The following is a 17,451-nucleotide window of genomic DNA, read 5'->3' on the forward strand; positions in this document are numbered from 1 at the left end:
GCGGCTGCCAAGCTTCAACTGGCTTGCGGCACAAAGGGAGGGCACAGTCGGCGGCCGGGTTGCCTACGGGTGGCGCCAAGTGAGCCAACTCACTGGATTCAATAAGTGCGTCAAAACGGGCATTAGGGCCAAGTGTGAGTCAATCGGCCGCAGGCTAGGAGGGCTTCGAGGTCGGCTTCGAGGTCGGGTTCGAGGTCGGTCGGTGGCCGGCCGGGTTGCCGCCGGCTGGCTCCAGGTCTCGGCGGGTGTCCCGTTCGGCGTGTCGCCTGTTGTCGGGCTCGCTGTTCCGTCCGTTGCTCCGCCCGTTGCTCCGTCCGTCGTTCCGTCCGACTTTCCGGCCGCCGCCCCGTCCGGTGTTCGCCTGCTCGCCGCGCGGGCAGGCGCTCGTTCAGGAAGGGGAGGCCGAGTGGGTGACGCGCTCGGAGTGCGGGGCGTTGGGAGGGGTGATGTGATCTTCGGTGGCGACTTCCGGTCGCGGCGATGTCGATCAATATCTGCTCATATCGACTGATCAAAAACATACGGCGCATGATCCGATACCGACCGGCCTGTAACGGTGGGCGCTAGCGGTGATCGAAACGTGACCGGATACGCTGACTTGAGTGGTGGCAGCGACCTATCGACAAACCAGGTAATCGCCAGTAGACACCAGCAGACAGGAGACCCCTCGTGACCGTCGTCGGGCCGTTCGGGCTGAGCGTGCGGGACCAGGCTCTGGAAGCCGATGTCCAGGCCGGATTGGTTGCGGTCGAGGAAGGGTTGCTTGAGGCAACCAAAAGCGAGGTGCCCTTCATCACGGAGGCCGCCCAGCACCTGGTGCGAGCCGGTGGCAAACGGTTCCGGCCACTGCTGGTGATGCTCTCGGCACAGTTCGGCGACCCCTACGCCCCCGGCATCGTGCCCTCGGCCGTAGTCGTCGAGCTGACCCACCTCGCGACCCTGTACCACGACGACGTGATGGACGAGGCGGCCGTGCGTCGCGGAGTGCCCAGCGCGAACACCCGCTGGGGCAACTCGGTCGCCGTCCTCACCGGCGACTTCCTCTTCGCCCGTGCCTCCCAGATCCTCGCCGACCTCGGGCCCGAGGCGGTCCGCGTGCAGGCGCTGGCGTTCGAGCGGCTCGTCACCGGTCAGATTCTGGAGACGGCCGGCCCCCAGGACGGACGGGACCCGGTCGACCACTACCTGGACGTGCTGGGCGGCAAGACGGGGTCGCTGGTGGCGGTCTCCTGCCGGTTCGGCGCGATGATGTCCGGCGCCGACGAGACGGTCGTCGACGTGCTCACCCAGTACGGCGAGCGGCTCGGCGTCGCCTTCCAGCTCGCGGACGACGTCCTGGACATCGCCTCCGACTCCCACGAGTCCGGCAAGACGCCCGGGACCGACCTGCGCGAGGGCATCCCGACCCTTCCGGTGCTGCGGCTGCGCGAGCGCGCGGAACGGCTGGGGCTCGCCGAGGACGTCGCGCTGTCCGAGCTGCTCGACTCCGACCTGAGTGACGACGCCCGGCACGCCGAGGCGCTGCGCCTGCTGCGCGCCCACCCCGCGCTGGAGCAGGCGCGCAAGGACACCGTCCGGTACGCCAGGGAGGCCCGGGCGGCACTGGCCCCGCTGCGGGAGTGCGAGGCGAAGTCCGCGCTGGTGGAGCTGTGCGACGCCGTGGTGCACCGGGCGGGCTGAACGTCCGGTCTCAGTGACGTGCCTCACGGTCGTGGTGGTGGCCACCGCCACGACCCGGTGTGTTCTGCGTCGGGATCATGACCCGGGCCCCCGGGCCCCCGGGCCCCCGGGCCTCGGGATGCTCGGCGTACTCGACGCCCCGGCACCGCCGGGCGGCGCGCCGGTGCGGGGGTCGCACCCCACCCCCTACGGGCCGGGGGAGTCGCCGCCCGTCCGTGTCATCCCGCAGGAGTACGCGGAGTTGAGCCCGCGGTCTGACGCTTCTTCCCGGCCGATTTGGTCAGATGGACACCACGGAAAACACCAATCCTCACCGATTCGGGTGAGAATGGCGGCTCACGGGTGAGACGACGAGTGCGAAGTCGCGAGACAGCCGCCGCCGACGACGGAGGTAGGGCACAGATGGCACCGATCGATTCCGACGACAACAGGACCGCCGGGGAGGGCGAGGACCTGCGCCCCGGACGGCGCAGGGCCGCGCGGTACGTCGTCCCGGTCGCGGTGATGGGAGTGGCGGCCGCGACGATCGGGCTCGTCCCCGCGATCGCCGACTCCGGGGACCCCGACCTTCCGAAGGTCACGGCGGAACAACTCATAGAGAAGATCGCCAAGTCGGATGTCGAGCAGCTGTCCGGCACGGTGAAGATCACCACGGATCTGGGTCTGCCGGATCTCGGCGGCCTGGAAAGCGGCCTGATGTCCGGCATGTCCGGCATGTCCGGTACGCCGGGCGCGGCCGGTGACGAGGACGGCTCCGCCGCGGACCCGTCGGCCAAGCTCACCGAGCTGGTGTCCGGCACGCACACGCTGCGGGTCGCGGCGGACGGCCCCGACCGGCAGAAGCTCTCGCTGCTGGAGAACGCCGCCGAGTACAGCCTGATCCACGACGGCAAGGACGTCTGGGGCTACGACAGCAAGTCCAACGAGGTCTACCACTCGACCACCTCCGAGTCCGCCGGGCAGCCGGAGAAGGAGGCGCCGGCCACGCCGAAGGACTTCGCCGACCAGGCCCTCAAGGCGGTCGACGACACCACCTCCGTGACCGTCGACGGCACCGCGCAGGTGGCCGGCCGGGACGCGTACCGACTGGTGATCAAGCCCAAGCAGGAGGGCTCCACGGTCGGCGCCGTCAGCATCGCGGTGGACGCGAAGACGGGCATGCCGCTGAAGTTCACGCTCACCCCGACAAGCGGCGGCGCCGCCGTCGTGGACGCGGGCTTCACCCAGGTCAGCTTCGCGAAGCCGGACGCGTCGACCTTCGACTTCACGCCGCCCAAGGGCGCGAAGGTCACCGAGGGCGACGAGATGACCGGGGCCCCGGAGCACGAGCGCGAGGCGGCCGGCGGCGACGTGGCCGAGGAACTGGACGGCCTCAAGGTCATCGGCGAGGGCTGGAACTCGATCGCCACCTTCGACACCGGCGGCCAGGGCCTGCCCACGGCCTCCGCGGGCGGTGACCTCGGCGGCTTCCTCGGCTCCTTCGGCGACCAGGTCAAGGGCGACTTCGGCTCCGGCACGGTCTTCAAGACCCGCCTGGTCAACGCCCTGATCACGGACGACGGCAAGATCTACGCAGGTGCCGTCACCAAGGACGCGCTGGTGAAGGCGGCCGACGCGGCGCGGTAGACGCCGGCACGGAGCGGGGAGCGACGAGGAGAGGGAGCCGATGGCCGAACCGTCCGCCACGGAGCGGGAGAGCCCGGAGAGCCCGGAGCGCCCGCAGCACCCCGGGCGCTCGGAGTCCCCAGGGCGCTCTGAGCACCGGGAGCGGGGGAGCACGGACGACGCGGTCATCGCCACCCGCGGGCTCACCAAGCGCTACCGCGGCGGGCAGCTCGCCGTGGACGGTCTCGACCTGACCGTCCCGGCGGGCAGCGTCTTCGGCTTCCTCGGCCCCAACGGCTCCGGCAAGACCACCACCATCCGCATGCTGATGGGCCTGATCGAGCCGACCTCGGGCACCGCCCGCGTACTGGGCAGACCGATGCCGCGCGAAGCCCGCGCCGTACTGCCCGGGGTCGGCGCCCTCATCGAGGGCCCGGCCCTGTACGGCTTCCTCTCCGGCCGCGACAACCTGCTGCGCTACGACGCCGCCGACCCGGGCGCCGACCCGCGCACCCGGCGCGAACGCGTCGCGGCGGCGCTCGACCGCGTGGGCCTCTCGGCCGCCGCCGGCAAGAAGGCGAAGGCGTACTCGCTCGGCATGAAGCAGCGCCTCGGGCTCGCCGCGGCGTTGCTCCAGCCCCGCCGCCTGCTCGTCCTGGACGAGCCCACCAACGGACTCGACCCCCAGGGCATGCGCGAGATCCGCACGCTGGTGCGCGAACTGGCCTCCGACGGCACCACCGTCTTCCTCTCCTCCCACCTGCTGGACGAGATCGAGCAGGTGTGCACGCACGCCGCCGTGATGGCGCAGGGACGGCTGATCACCCAGGGCCCGGTCGCCGACCTGTCGGCCGGGGCGCGCGGCCGGCTGGTGGTCACCACGCCGGACGCGGCGGACGCGGCCCGGGTGCTCAAGGAGCAGGGGGCCGGTGACGTGGTCGTCGCCGAGGACCGGGTGACCGCGGAGCCACCCGACCGAGACCTCGCCGACCTGAACACCGCGCTGGTCACGGCCGGCGTCCGGGTCCGCGGCTTCGGGGTGGAAAGGGCGTCCCTGGAGGACGCGTTCGTGGCGCTGACCGGGGAGGGCTTCGATGTCGCGGGCTGAGACGCGGCGGCCGGTGCGCACCCCGAGCCCGCTGTGGACCTTCGGACTGCTCCGCAGCGAACTGTCGATCACCTTCCGGCGCTGGCGCACCCTCGCCCTGCTGGGTGTGCTGGCCGCCGTGCCGGTCCTGGTGGGCATCGCCGTGAAGATCGAGACGAGCGACGGCTCCTCCCTCGGCGGGGGAGGCGGCGGCGAGGGACCGGCCTTCATCTCGCAGATCAGCAACAACGGCCTGTTCCTGGTCTTCACCGCGCTCGCCGCGACCCTCCCGTTCTTCCTGCCGATGGCCGTGGGCGTCGTCGCGGGCGACGCGATCGCCGGCGAGGCGAGCGCGGGCACGCTCCGCTATCTCCTGGTCGCACCTGCGGGCCGCACCCGTCTGCTGCTCACCAAGTACGCCACCGTGATCGCCTTCTGCCTCGCCGCGACCCTGGTGGTCGCCGTCTCGGCGCTCGCGGTCGGGGCGCTGCTGTTCCCGGTCGGCGATCTGATCACCATCTCCGGCACCCGGATCGGTTACGCGCAGGGCCTGGGACGCGCGTTCCTGATCGCCCTCGTCGTCGCCGCCTCACTCGTCGGCGTCGCGGCGCTCGGCCTGTTCGTCTCCACCCTGACCGGCAGCGGCATCGCGGCGATGGCGACCACCGTCGGGCTGCTGATCACCGTCCAGATCCTCGACCAGATCCCGCAGCTCGACGCGCTCCAGCCGTACTTCTTCTCGCACTACTGGCTGTCCTTCGCCGACCTGATGCGCGAACCGGTCTACTGGGAGGACCTGACCAGGAACCTCGGCCTCCAGGCCCTCTACGCGGCGGTCTTCGGCTCGGCGGCGTGGGCGCGGTTCACGGCGAAGGACATCACGGCGTAACGGCCGACGGCGCGACGCCGGGCGAGTGCGGCGGCGCCGGCGGTGGCCGGCAGGCCGGGGCCGGACGTCCGCGGCGACGTGGCTTCCACGCCGCCCCTGCCGGGAGCGGCCCGCCGGTGAGCGAGCCGTTCAGGGCGCCCCGGCGCGTGACACCGAGGGCCTCTTGCAGCTGGAACGAGCCTGTGACACCCCGGTGACGTGAGAATCGCGGGCGAGCGGCGAAACTCGACGGTAGGTGTACGACAGGCATGACAGGCTCTGGACGGTACGGGCACGAAGCCGCCGACGGAAGCCGCCGATGAGTGGGGGAACGATGTCTCGACTCGGCCGCGACAGGCAACGGGAACACGACGGCGCCGAGCGACCGCCCGGCCCTGCGGCGACGCCGATCGACGTCCGTGTGCCGGAGGCCGCCTCGGCCGGTTCCGGCGCGCGCAGTGCTTCGGTCGACGGCTCACCGGTCTTCGCGGCGCCCGGCGAGGAGATCCACAACGCCGTCCTCGACCGCCTCCACCGCCTCGCCGTCGCCGCCGGTCACCCCGTCCTCGCCACGATCCACGACGAGCGCATCGGATGTTCCGTTCCGCTCCGGGTCGACCCGGACGGCTCCAGCCACCTCGCGGGGGAGCCGGTGCCGACGGTTTCCGAGGACCATGCCGTACGGCAGGACCGGCCCACTTACGTCCTGCGCTCGGTGGCACCGGTGCGGGACGCCGCCCCCACGTTCCGCCTGTCGGCGGTGCCCGAGCCGCAGCCGACGCCGGCCGGCGACTCCTCGCCGACCTTCACGCTGCGGGCCCTGCCCGGGGCGACGGGGGCCGCGGAGAGGGCCGTGGCGCCCGGCACGGTGGCTCCTCCGACGGGGGAGTTCGGGCCGCCGCCCCGGATGGACGGTGGCGCGGCGACCGACGGTCCGGCAGGCGAGGGAGCCCCGCCCACGACTGGGGCCGGCACCGGGGCCGCCGCGGCGGCCGGACCCGAGGCGACGGCCGGACCCGAGGCGGCAGGCCCCGGCGTTCCGATGGCCGCCCGTGAGCCGATGGCGCCCGTTCCGGGGACGGTCCGTGAGCCGGTGGCGCCTGTGCCGGGTGCGGTCCGTGAGCCGGTGGCACCTGTTCCGGTGGCCGCCCCCGGTCCACTCATCGGCCTCGATGCCGATCCCGGTCCCAAGACCACCCCCACCCCCGCCCGCGGCTTCGACGCCGTGGCCGAGGCCGTGCTCGGTGACGAGCCGCTGACCGCCCCCGGTGACGCCACCACCCCCGCGCTCCTCGCGGAGCCGACGGCCCGTATCAACGAGGCCGTCAAGGAAGGGCGTACGGAAGCCGCGGCCGCCCTGGCGGAGCAGGCCGTGGCGGACGCCTCCGAAACGCTGGGGCCGGAGCACCCCGAGGTGCTCCGGCTCCGCGAACTCACCGCCTACATCGCCTACTTGTCCGGCGACCCCGACCGTGCGTTCCGCCTCTCCCTGGACCTGGCCCGGATCCACCGCCGCGCGGGCGACGCGGAGGCCACGTACGGCAACGTCCAGAGCGCGGCCACCGCCTGGCGCGCCGTACGCGACCCGGCGCGCGGCCTGGAACTCGGTCACGACCTGGTGGGCCTGTGGAGCGAGCTCGCCGCCGAGGACGGCCCGGCCGCCGAGGACGCCGAGGAACTGGCGTCGGCCCGCACCCGTATGGGCCGCCTCACCGAACGAGCCGCTCGCGCCCAGGCCGGCTGACCGGTTCCTGCCCGGAGGCCGACGTCGGCCCTACTGCGACAGCTCCCACATCGCGTACGCGATGGCGTCGCTGTTGCGGTCCAGGGCCGTGTCGTCGATGTTGGCCGTCGTGTCGCACGACGAGTGGTAGCACCGGTCGAACGGCTGGCCCGCGGTGCCGCCCCACTTGGCGGCCTGCGCGGCCGTCTTCCGGTAGTCGGCGCCGCTGAAGAGGCCGCCGACGGGAACGCCCGCGTTCTTGAAGGGAGCGTGGTCGGAGCGTCCGTCGCCCTCGGTCTCGATCTCCGTCGAGATGCCGAGGCCGGCGAAGTAGTCCTTGAAGGTCTTCTCGATGGTGGGATCGTCGTCGTAGACGAAGTAGCCGGGGTTGGGCGAGCCGATCATGTCGAAGTTCAGGTAGCCGCTGATCTTCGCGCGGCCGGCCGAGCCGAGGTTGCTGACGTAGTGGCGGGATCCGACCAGCCCCAGCTCCTCGGCGCCCCACCAGGCGAAACGCAGGTGCTTGGCGGGTCGGTGGCCCGATCGTGCGACGGCGAGCGCGGTCTCCAGGACGGCCGCCGAACCGGAGCCGTTGTCGTTGATTCCGGGACCCGAGGAGACGCTGTCCAGATGTGACCCGGCCATGACAACCTGATTCGCGTCGCCGCCGGGCCAGTCGGCTATCAGGTTGTAGCCGGTGCGGCCGGACGCGGTGAACCGCTGGACGGTGGTGGTGAACCCGGCCGCGTCCAGCTTCGCCTTCAGGTAGTCGAGCGAGGCCTGGTAGCCGGGACGGCCGTGGGCGCGGTTGCCGCCGTTCGCCGTGGCGATCGACTGCAGTTGCGCCAGGTGGGCCTTGACGTTGCCTATCGGGATGTCGGGCGCGGCGGCCGCCGAAGCGGGGGCGGTGGACTCGGCGGGGTGCCCGGCGGCGGGTGCCGCACCGGCCACCGATCCGCCGGCTATCAGTGTGGCGACGGCGACGGCGCCGGCCGTCAGCGCGCGCCTGGAAAGAGGGAGCTTCATGTGGGGGGCTCCGGATTCCTGGGGAGTCTCTGGGGAGCGGACTCCGCTGTGAATGGGGTGCCTGGATGGTGTGGCCGGGACTGACCACCCGTCAAGACCGCTATCCGGCCACGCTGTTGCGCATACCGGAGAGAAGTGGCCGCGCGGCCGCGCATCCAGGCATCGCCCCCGTCCCCCTAGTGCACGCAGAATTCGTTCCCCTCGGGGTCCGCCATCACCACCCACTCCCCGCCGGGCTCCTTCACCTGCCGCAGCACGCTCGCCCCCAGTGCCTCCAGTCGGGCCACTTCCTCCTCGCGCCGCCCTTCGGCCGAGTGCACGTCGAGGTGGACCCGGTTCTTGCCGGTCTTGGCCTCCGGTACCCGCTGGAACAGCAGGCGCCGCCCCAGTCCCGCGCCGCTCTCCTCCTGGTACGGGTCTTCCGGGTGCCGTACGGCGGCCAGGTCCCGCCAGGCGCGCCGGCCGTGGGACTCGACGGTCAGCTCGGCCGGTACGGCCCCGAAGCCCAGCAGCTTCTCGATGAGCGCGCTGTTGTCCTCCACCTCGTAGTGCAGGGCGGCGGCCCAGAAGTCCGCCTGCGCGTGGGGTGCGGCAGCGTCGATGACGATCTTGAAGTGCAGAGGGGCGGGCCCCGAAGTCGATGTCATGTAACCAGTTATAGTGGTTACGTGAGTGAGCGGGCAACGAAAACGCCGAAACCGTCCCCCGGACTGACGCTGCTGTCGTACGACGGCAAGCCGTACCGCTTCGACCCGGGGGCGCTCTGCCTGGAGTTGCTGACCACGGGCGGGCCGGGCGCCTACGCGCGCTGGGAGGTACTGCACGAGCCCGCGGACCTGGCGGCCTGGGCGGACCGCAGCCGGCTGCCGGACGGGCTGGACCTCGTTCTGGAACAGGCCGATGTGCGGCGGGCCCGGACCCTGCGAGACGCCCTCTTCCTGCTCACCGCGGACCGCGCCCACGGACGTCCGTTGCGGCCCGAGCACCTGGACGCGGTCAACGCCGCAGCCGCCGAGCCGCCGCTCGCCGCCCGTATCGAGGCCGACGGCACCCGCGGCTGGGCTCCCGGGGCCACGGGGGGCCGCCTGCTGTCGACGGTCGCGCGCGACGCGATCGAACTGTTCACCGGCCCGTACGCCCACCGCATCCGCGAGTGCGGCGCCCATGACTGCCGGTTGCTGTTCGTCGACACCTCACGCCCCGGGCGCCGCCGCTGGTGCGCGATGGAGCACTGCGGCAACCGCGAGAAGGCCAGGGCGCACCGCGCCCGGCGGGCCCCCGGAGCGGACTGAAGAAGGCCGGACGGGGAGGCGGCCGGAGGAGGGGAGGGGTGCGTTAGGGCTTCCCCGCCGCCGGCGCGTCGAGTTGTTCGTTCTGTCCGTTCCCGGCGGAGTCCGGAGCCGGCACTCCGGAGGCCACGATCCCTGAGTCCCGCCCAGGCCCGCCCTTGGCCGGCGGCACGCCGGCGCCCGCCCGGTCCAGTCCGGCCCTGAGCGCCCGGGCGTTCCGGCGGGCCGTGCGCAGGGCGTCCCAGGTGAGCAGGGAGAGCGCCAGCCAGACCAGCGCGAAACCGGCCCAGCGCTCGGGCGGCATGGCCTCGCCGAAGTAGAGGATGCCGAGCAGGAACTGGAAGACCGGGGCGAGGTACTGCAACAGCCCCAGCGTGGACAGCGGCACGCGGATCGCCGCCGCGCCGAAGCAGACCAGGGGGATGGCGGTGACCAGACCGGTCGCGGCCAGCAGCGCCGAGTGCCCGAGGCCCTCGGAGGTGAACGTCGACTCGCCCTGCGCGCCCAGCCACAGCACGTAGCCGAGCGCGGGAAGGAACTGGATCGCCGTCTCGGCGGCCAGTGACTCGACGCCGCCGAGGTTGACCTTCTTCTTCACCAGGCCGTACGTGGCGAAGGAGAAGGCGAGGCAGAGGGAGATCCACGGCGGCCTGCCGTAGCCGACGGTCAGGACGATCACCGCCGCGAAGCCGGTGCCGACCGCCGCCCACTGCACGGGCCGCAACCGCTCCTTCAGCAGCAGCACGCCCATCGCGATGGTGACCAGCGGGTTGATGAAGTACCCGAGCGAGGCCTCGACGACATGGCCGCTGTTCACAGCCCAGATGTAGACGCCCCAGTTGACGGTGATGACCGCCGCGGCCACGGCGACCAGACCGAGCCTGCGCGGCTGCCGCAGCAGCTCCCCGGCCCAGGCCCAGCGCCGCACGACCAGCAGGGCGACGGCGACGAACGCGAGGGACCACACCATCCGGTGGGCGAGGATCTCCCCGGCGCCCGCGGGCTTGAGCAACGGCCAGAACAGTGGGACCAGGCCCCACATCCCGTACGCCGCGAAGCCGTTCAGCAGGCCTACGCGCTGCTCACTCCTGGACGACCCGGCCACGGGCACCTCCTTCTCGCACTCGGCATGCCGGGACGGATGCATGCCAGGACGAAGGTAGCGCCGTACCCGGCTTCCTGTCATGCCCGTATCGGCATACGGTCATGACAGGAGGGTGTTGTGGGGCCTGCGGCGCAGGTCAGCCCTTGAGCGCGGCGGCGACGGCCTCGGCCAGCGGTGTGGTCGGGCGGCCGGTCAGCCGCGACAGGTCGCCGGTGGAGACGACGAGCTCGCCCTTCTCGATGGCGGCGTCCACTCCCGCGAAGACCTCGGCCAGCGGGGCGGGCACCCCGACGCCGGTGAGGATGCCGGTGTAGGCCTCGGTGGAGACGGGGGTGTAGGCGATGTCCCGGCCGGTCTGCCGGCTCAGCTCGGCGGCGTACTCGGCGAAGCTCCACGCCTCGTCACCGCCCAGCTCGTACGCCTTGTTCTCGTGGCCCTCGCCGGTCAGGACGGCGACCGCGGCGGCCGCGTAGTCGGCGCGGGAGGCGGAGGAGACGCGTCCCTCGCCGGCCGCCTGCACGACGGCTCCGTGTTCCAGGACCGGGGCGAGCTGCTCGGTGTAGTTCTCGTGGTACCAGCCGTTGCGCAGCAGCACGTAGGGCACGCCGGAACCGACCAGTACCTCCTCGGTGGCCCGGTGGTCGTCGGCGAGCGTGGCCGTGAGGCTGCTGGGGGCGCTGGTGTAGGCGAGCAGGGCGACCCCCGCCCTCTTGGCCGCGTCGATCACGACCGTGTGCTGGCCGACGCGGCCCTTGTCGAACTCGTTGCCGGAGACCAGCAGCACGCGGTCGCCGGCCGCGAACAGGCCGTCGAAGGTCTCGGGGGCGTTGTAATCGGCGACCGCGAGCCGTACGCCGCGGGCGGCGAGGTCGGCGACCTTGTCGCGGTCGCGGACGACGGCGGTGATCCGGTCGGCCGGCACCTTCTCCAGCAGCTGCTGTACGACGTGGCGGCCGAGGTGTCCGGTGGCTCCGGTGACGACGATGCTCATGGCTTCGGTACTCCTTGTGGGGGTCGGTGCCACTAACCCTAGGCGGTGCGCTAACCAAGGGAAAGTGCCCACTTTGAAGTAAGGTACTTACCTACAGGTAAGTCGCAGGTCTCCATCAGGGCGGACGTACGGAAGGGGCCCGGGCAGAACGCCCGGGCCCCTTCCGTACGCCGTGCACCACGGCCGGACTCAGCCTCAGTCTCGGCCTCAGCCGACGACGGTCCAGGTGTCTCCGCCGGCGAACAGCGCGGCCAGGTCGCCCTTGCCGTTCTGTTCGATCGCGGTGTCGAGCTGGCCGGCCATGAGGGTGTCGTAGACGGGCCGGTCGACGGACCGCAGGACCCCGATGGGGGTGTGGTGCAGGGTGTCGGGGTCGGCGAGCCGGGACAGGGCGAAGGCCGTGGTGGGGGAGGCGGCGTGCGCGTCGTGGACCAGGATGTCCGCCTCGTTGTCCGGGGTGACGGTGACGACCTTCAGGTCACCGGTTCCCGCGTCCCGCACGACGCCCTTCGCGCCGTCGGCGCCGAAGCGGATCGGCTGCCCGTGCTCCAGGCGGATCACCGCTTCCTCGGCCTGCTGCTTGTCCTTGAGGGCGTCGAAGGCGCCGTCGTTGAAGATGTTGCAGTTCTGGTAGATCTCGACCAGGGCCGTGCCCGGGTGGTCGGCGGCCTGGCGCAGGACCTCGGTGAGGTGCTTGCGGTCCGAGTCCACGGTCCGGGCGACGAAGGACGCCTCGGCGCCGAGGGCGAGGGAGACCGGGTTGAAGGGGGCGTCCAGCGATCCCATCGGCGTCGACTTGGTGATCTTGCCGACCTCGGAGGTGGGGGAGTACTGCCCCTTCGTCAGGCCGTAGATCCGGTTGTTGAAGAGGAGGATCTTGAGGTTGACGTTGCGGCGCAGGGCGTGGATGAGGTGGTTGCCGCCGATGGACAGGGCGTCGCCGTCGCCGGTGACGACCCAGACGGACAGGTCGCGGCGGGAGGCGGCGAGGCCGGTGGCGATCGCGGGGGCGCGGCCGTGGATGGAGTGCATCCCGTAGGTGTTCATGTAGTACGGGAAGCGGGAGGAGCAGCCGATGCCGGAGACGAAGACGATGTTCTCCTTCGCCAGGCCGAGCTGGGGCATGAAGCCCTGCACGGCGGCGAGGATGGCGTAGTCACCGCAGCCGGGGCACCAGCGCACTTCCTGATCGGACTTGAAGTCCTTCATGGACTGCTTGCCCTCGGCCCTGGGCACGAGCTGGAGCAGCGCGTTGGCGTCAGCCATCGATGGTCTCCTTCAGGACGGTGGCGAGCTGTTCCGCCTTGAACGGCATGCCGTTGACCTGGTTGTACGACTCGGCGTCGACCAGGTACTTCGCCCGGACGAGGGTGGCGAGCTGTCCGAGGTTCATCTCGGGGACCACCACCTTGTCGTACTTCTTGAGCACGTCGCCGAGGTTGTGCGGGAAGGGATTGAGGTGACGCAGGTGGGCCTGCGCGATCGCGTCCCCGGCCGCGCGCAGCCGGCGCACGGCCGCGGTGATCGGCCCGTAGGTGGATCCCCAGCCGAGCACCAGGGTCTTCGCCCCGTCCGGGTCGTCGACCTCGATGTCCGGGACGGTGATGCCGTCGATCTTGGCCTGGCGGGTGCGGACCATGAAGTCGTGGTTGGCCGGGTCGTACGAGATGTTCCCGGTGCCGTCCTGCTTCTCGATCCCCCCGATCCGGTGCTCCAGGCCCGGCGTGCCCGGTACGGCCCAGGGGCGGGCGAGGGTGTGCGGGTCACGCTTGTACGGCCAGAAGACCTCGGTGCCGTCGTCCAGCGTGTGGTTCGGCCCTTGCGCGAACTGCACCGTCAGGTCCGACAGTTCGCCGGCCTCCGGGATGCGCCACGGCTCGCTGCCGTTGGCCAGGTAGCCGTCGGACAGCAGGAAGACCGGGGTGCGGTAGGTCAGCGCGATCCGCGCGGCCTCCAGGGCGGCGTCGAAGCAGTCGGCCGGGGTGCGGGGGGCGACGACCGGGACCGGCGCCTCGCCGTTGCGCCCGTACATCGCCTGCAACAGGTCGGCCTGCTCGGTCTTGGTGGGCAGGCCGGTGGACGGGCCGCCGCGCTGGATGTCCACGACCAGCAGCGGCAGCTCCAGCGAGACCGCGAGCCCGATCGTCTCGCTCTTGAGCGCCACACCCGGGCCCGACGTCGTCGTCACGGCCAGCGAACCGCCGAACGCCGCGCCCAGGGCCGCCCCGATCCCCGCGATCTCGTCCTCGGCCTGGAAGGTGCGCACACCGAAGTTCTTGTGCCGGCTCAGCTCGTGCAGGATGTCGGAGGCCGGCGTGATCGGGTACGAACCGAGGAACAGCGGCAGGTCGGCCTGGCGGGAGGCGGCGATCAGGCCGTAGGACAGGGCCAGGTTCCCGGAGATGTTGCGGTAGGTGCCCGGCGGGAACGCCTTCGCCGCCGGCGCTACCTCGTAGGAGACCGCGAAGTCCTCCGTGGTCTCGCCGAAGTTCCAGCCCGCCCGGTACGCGGCGATGTTCGCCGCCGCGATGTCCGGCTTCTTCGCGAACTTCGACTTCAGGAACTTCTCCGTGCCCTCCGTGGGCCGGTGGTACATCCAGCTCAGCAGCCCGAGCGCGAACATGTTCTTGCTGCGCTCGGCCTCCTTGCGGGTGAGGTCGAACTCCTTGAGCGCCTCGACGGTCAGCGTCGTCAGCGGCACCGGATGCAGGTGGTAACCGTCGAGGGAACCGTCCTCCAGCGGCGAGGTCTCGTATCCCACCTTCTGCATGGCCCGCTTGGTGAACTCGTCCGTGTTGACGATGATCTCCGCACCGCGGGGCATGTCGCCGATGTTCGCCTTCAGCGCCGCCGGGTTCATCGCCACCAGCACGTTCGGGGCGTCACCGGGGGTGAGGATGTCGTGGTCGGCGAAGTGCAGCTGGAAGGACGAGACACCCGGCAGTGTGCCGGCGGGCGCCCGGATCTCGGCCGGGAAGTTCGGCAGCGTCGACAAGTCATTGCCGAACGACGCGGTCTCCGAGGTGAAACGGTCACCGGTGAGCTGCATACCGTCACCCGAGTCTCCCGCGAACCGGATGATCACCCGGTTCAGCCGGCGGACATCCTTCGCCCCGGCCGGTTTGCGCTGCTCTCCTACGACGGTTCCGTCGGCCTGCTCCGCTGGGCTGCTGACCTGGCTGGTCACTGAACTGGACCTCCCTCGAGGCGGCTGTCCGGCCAGTGGTCTCCCACCGACCATCCCAGGATCAACCCTACGTCCGCGGGGCTTCACTTCCGGTGGACATTCGCATGATGGACACGACCACGAGATGGCCCGCCACCCCGATATCCCACGGTTTTCCTGCCCTCCGGCGCCTGTGAGGACGCTCCCGGTCCGTGCTTCGGTTTCTCATTCCATCGGATGACCGGCCGGGTCGGCGGCCCGGCCGGTGCTTCCGAGGCGTGGGCTGCCTGTGTCAGGAATTGAGACCGGTGTGAGGGATTGAGACCGGTGTCAGGAATTGAGATACGTGAGGACGGCGAGCACCCGCCGGTGATCACCGTCGCTCGGGGACAGCCCCAGCTTCAGGAAGATGTTGCTGACGTGCTTCTCCACCGCCCCGTCGCTCACCACCAGCTGCCTGGCGATCGCCGAGTTCGTCCGGCCCTCGGCCATGAGCCCCAGGACCTCCCGCTCCCGCGGGGTGAGCCCGGCGAGCACGTCCTGCTTGCGGCTGCGCCCGAGCAGCTGCGCGACGACCTCCGGGTCCAGCGCTGTACCGCCCCCGGCCACCCGGACCACCGCGTCCACGAACTCCCGCACCTCGGCCACCCGGTCCTTGAGCAGATAGCCGACGCCCCGGCTGGAACCGGCCAGCAGCTCCGTCGCGTAGCGCTCCTCCACGTACTGGGACAGCACCAGCACGCCGAGACCGGGGTGTGCCTTGCGCAGCTGGACCGAGGCGCGCACGCCCTCGTCGGTGTGTGTCGGCGGCATCCGTACGTCCGCCACCACGACGTCCGGCAGCTCGCCCTGCGCGTCCAGCTCGGTAATGGTCTTGATCAATGCGTCACCGTCGCCGACACCGGCCACGACCTCGTGCCCCCGGTCGGTCAGCAACCGGGTCAGCCCCTCTCTGAGCAGCACTGAATCCTCGGCGATGACCACCCGCACCCTGTCCTCCACGATCCTCGGCCCCCCACAGCCCGTCCACCGCACGGCCCGCGCGGCCCACGCCGCGTCCACGAACCCGTCCGTGTGACAGGACCAGCATTCCAGCATCGGAGGCCGAATGCGTTCGGGCAACGGGAAGAGGGCGAGGAAGCGCCGGGTGGTGGGCGGGGTCCGGCTGCCCGGCGGCCGGTTTCCGATCATGCCCTCACTGCCCGGCACAGTCCGGTACCGCCCGGCACACCCGCGTACCGCACCGCCCGGCACACCCGCGTACCGCACCGCCCGGCACACCCGCGTACCGCACCGCCCGGCACAGCCTCGCCCGGCCCCGCCCCACACGGCTCCGCGCGCCGCCCGGCACGTGCGGTGCCGGGCGGCGCGCGGAGCGTTCCAGTGGCCGGTCACCGGTCACCGGCTCGATTCAGTGGCCGGTCACCGGCTCGCTCCGCCAGGGCAGTTCCGCCGTCACCCGTGTCGGGCCTCCGGCCGGCGAGTCCACCACGAGGATCCCGTCCACGGCGTCGAGCCGTTCCGCCAGGCCGGCCAGCCCCGACCCGGCCGACACGTCCGCGCCGCCCACGCCGTTGTCCACGACCTGGAGCATCAACCGGTTCTCCACGCGCCAGACCTCCACGAAGGCCGCCGTGGCCCGCGCGTGCTTGCTGACGTTCTGCAGCAGTTCCGAGACGGTGAAGTAGGCGATGCCCTCGATCGCCGACGCCGGCCGCTCCGTCAGGTCCACCTCCACCCTGACCGGCACGGTGCAGCGCGAGGCGACCGAGGAGAGCGCCGCGTCCAGGCCGCGGTCGGTCAGGACCGCGGGGTGGATGCCCCGGGCCAGGTCCCGCAGCTCCTGGAGCGCCGTCTTCACCTCGCCGTGCGCCTCGTCCACCATGACGGCCGCCGCCCGCGGGTCCTCCTTCAGCTTCTCCTTGGCCAGCCCGAGATCCATGGCCAGGTTGACCAGGCGGGCCTGGGCCCCGTCGTGCAGGTCGCGCTCGATGCGCCGCAGGTCGGCCGCGGCCGTGTCGACCACGACCCCGCGGTCCGACTCCAGCTCGACCACCCGGGTGGCCAGCCGCGACGGTCCGAGCAGCCCGTGCACCATCACCCGGTCCACCGTCGTCAGTGCCCGGACGATCCACGGCGTCGCCAGCGTGAACAGCAGGCCGACCAGCGCGGTCATGGTGATCTCGAACGGGTTGTCCAGGTAGATCCGGTGTGTCTCGTCACCGTAGAGCTGGAGCCCGTCCTGACCGGCGTACATCGGGAACACCCAGAACCACAACGGGTACGTCAGCATGGCCCACCCGAACGCCCAGACGTTCACGGCGACGACGAACGAGAACACCGACCACGGGAACTGCAGCACCGCGTACAGCAGGCTCCGCCAGGACACGCCGCTCTTCAGGACGGCCCCTATCCAGCCCATCGCGCCCTGCTTCTTCATCCGCAGCGGCTCCGGGTCGGACACCCGCAGGCCCAGCAGGGCTCGGGCCCGCGCCCGCTCCATCGCGCCGAACCCCCGCAGGCCGGCGAGCGCCGCCGCCAGCACCGGCACTCCCAGGAACGTCACCAGCAGGCCCGCCCCCAGCGACACCATCGTGACGGCGTAGGTGAAGAGGAGTATGCCGATCGGCAGGCTCAACAGCACATAGCCGAACTCCCGCCAGCTGCGCGCCTCGAACGGCGCCCGCAGCCCCGCCGGCAGCCGGTGGCGCCGCTCGGCGGTGTCCTCGGGAAAGCCGGACCCGCTCCCGAACCCGTAACTGTGTCCGTAATCCGTGGCCATCGGTGCCGTCCTTCTCCTCGTCCTACGGCTGTGCTGTCGTAACTCCACCCTCCTCGACCGCACGCCCGCGAACCATGGAGCCCGTCGGCGTCTCGAGAGGGGGGTTTTCCCCACCTCCGGGGCACGTGC

Annotated in this window: 14 protein-coding genes; 6 read left to right on the plus strand and 8 right to left on the minus strand. The window is 71.5% G+C overall.

The window, feature by feature from the left end:
* Positions 1-669: 669 nt before the first annotated feature.
* From ACLIN4_RS20645 to ACLIN4_RS20665, 5 genes are all read left to right on the plus strand, one after another.
* The gene (locus tag ACLIN4_RS20645) at positions 670-1,680 is read left to right on the plus strand and encodes a polyprenyl synthetase family protein (protein ID WP_043381182.1); all 1,011 of its coding nucleotides are present in this window, start codon (positions 670-672) and stop codon (positions 1,678-1,680) included.
* 402 nt (positions 1,681-2,082) lie between these two features.
* Entirely contained in the window at positions 2,083-3,306 is a 1,224-nt protein-coding gene (locus tag ACLIN4_RS20650; RefSeq protein ID WP_307652294.1) for a LolA family protein, read from the plus strand.
* 40 nt (positions 3,307-3,346) lie between these two features.
* Entirely contained in the window at positions 3,347-4,393 is a 1,047-nt protein-coding gene (locus ACLIN4_RS20655; protein WP_290012790.1) for an ABC transporter ATP-binding protein, read from the plus strand.
* Entirely contained in the window at positions 4,380-5,261 is an 882-nt protein-coding gene (locus ACLIN4_RS20660; protein WP_307652293.1) for an ABC transporter permease, read from the plus strand. The genes ACLIN4_RS20655 and ACLIN4_RS20660 overlap by 14 nt, the downstream gene beginning before the upstream one ends.
* A gap of 313 nt (positions 5,262-5,574) precedes the next feature.
* The gene (locus ACLIN4_RS20665; protein ID WP_307652292.1) at positions 5,575-6,984 is read left to right on the plus strand and encodes a tetratricopeptide repeat protein; all 1,410 of its coding nucleotides are present in this window, start codon (positions 5,575-5,577) and stop codon (positions 6,982-6,984) included.
* A 30-nt stretch (positions 6,985-7,014) separates the two neighbouring features.
* Here the strand turns inward: ACLIN4_RS20665 and ACLIN4_RS20670 are convergent, their stop codons facing one another.
* The gene (locus tag ACLIN4_RS20670) at positions 7,015-7,989 is read right to left on the minus strand and encodes a M28 family metallopeptidase (protein ID WP_307652291.1); all 975 of its coding nucleotides are present in this window, start codon (positions 7,987-7,989) and stop codon (positions 7,015-7,017) included.
* 176 nt (positions 7,990-8,165) lie between these two features.
* The gene (locus ACLIN4_RS20675) at positions 8,166-8,636 is read right to left on the minus strand and encodes a VOC family protein (protein WP_107480067.1); all 471 of its coding nucleotides are present in this window, start codon (positions 8,634-8,636) and stop codon (positions 8,166-8,168) included.
* A 21-nt stretch (positions 8,637-8,657) separates the two neighbouring features.
* Between ACLIN4_RS20675 and ACLIN4_RS20680 the strand changes: the two genes are divergently transcribed.
* Positions 8,658-9,281, plus strand: a complete 624-nt coding sequence (locus ACLIN4_RS20680) for a CGNR zinc finger domain-containing protein (RefSeq protein ID WP_179342753.1) — start codon at positions 8,658-8,660, stop codon at positions 9,279-9,281.
* Between the two features lie 43 nt (positions 9,282-9,324).
* Here the strand turns inward: ACLIN4_RS20680 and rarD are convergent, their stop codons facing one another.
* The 6 genes from rarD to ACLIN4_RS20710 all read right to left on the minus strand — a co-directional run bounded on the left by rarD (position 9,325) and on the right by ACLIN4_RS20710 (position 17,322).
* Positions 9,325-10,383: an EamA family transporter RarD gene (gene rarD, locus ACLIN4_RS20685; protein WP_107480072.1), complete on the minus strand. Its 1,059-nt coding sequence runs from the start codon at positions 10,381-10,383 to the stop codon at positions 9,325-9,327.
* A gap of 136 nt (positions 10,384-10,519) precedes the next feature.
* The gene (locus ACLIN4_RS20690) at positions 10,520-11,374 is read right to left on the minus strand and encodes an SDR family oxidoreductase (RefSeq protein ID WP_411576099.1); all 855 of its coding nucleotides are present in this window, start codon (positions 11,372-11,374) and stop codon (positions 10,520-10,522) included.
* A 207-nt stretch (positions 11,375-11,581) separates the two neighbouring features.
* Complete coding sequence (locus ACLIN4_RS20695) at positions 11,582-12,640, minus strand: 2-oxoacid:ferredoxin oxidoreductase subunit beta (RefSeq protein WP_290012788.1); 1,059 nt, start codon at positions 12,638-12,640, stop codon at positions 11,582-11,584.
* Positions 12,633-14,561 carry a 2-oxoacid:acceptor oxidoreductase subunit alpha gene (locus ACLIN4_RS20700; protein ID WP_411576100.1) on the minus strand — a complete coding sequence of 643 codons (1,929 nt, stop codon included), beginning with the start codon at positions 14,559-14,561 and terminating at the stop codon, positions 12,633-12,635. The genes ACLIN4_RS20695 and ACLIN4_RS20700 overlap by 8 nt, the downstream gene beginning before the upstream one ends.
* A gap of 309 nt (positions 14,562-14,870) precedes the next feature.
* A complete protein-coding gene (locus ACLIN4_RS20705) occupies positions 14,871-15,530 on the minus strand; it encodes a response regulator transcription factor (protein ID WP_289907232.1) in 660 nt (219 codons plus the stop codon).
* 421 nt (positions 15,531-15,951) lie between these two features.
* Positions 15,952-17,322: a sensor histidine kinase gene (locus ACLIN4_RS20710; RefSeq protein WP_289906842.1), complete on the minus strand. Its 1,371-nt coding sequence runs from the start codon at positions 17,320-17,322 to the stop codon at positions 15,952-15,954.
* Positions 17,323-17,451: the final 129 nt, after the last annotated feature.

Origin of the sequence: Streptomyces mutabilis (assembly GCF_046628145.1) — a bacterium.
Classification (GTDB): domain Bacteria; phylum Actinomycetota; class Actinomycetes; order Streptomycetales; family Streptomycetaceae; genus Streptomyces; species Streptomyces mutabilis.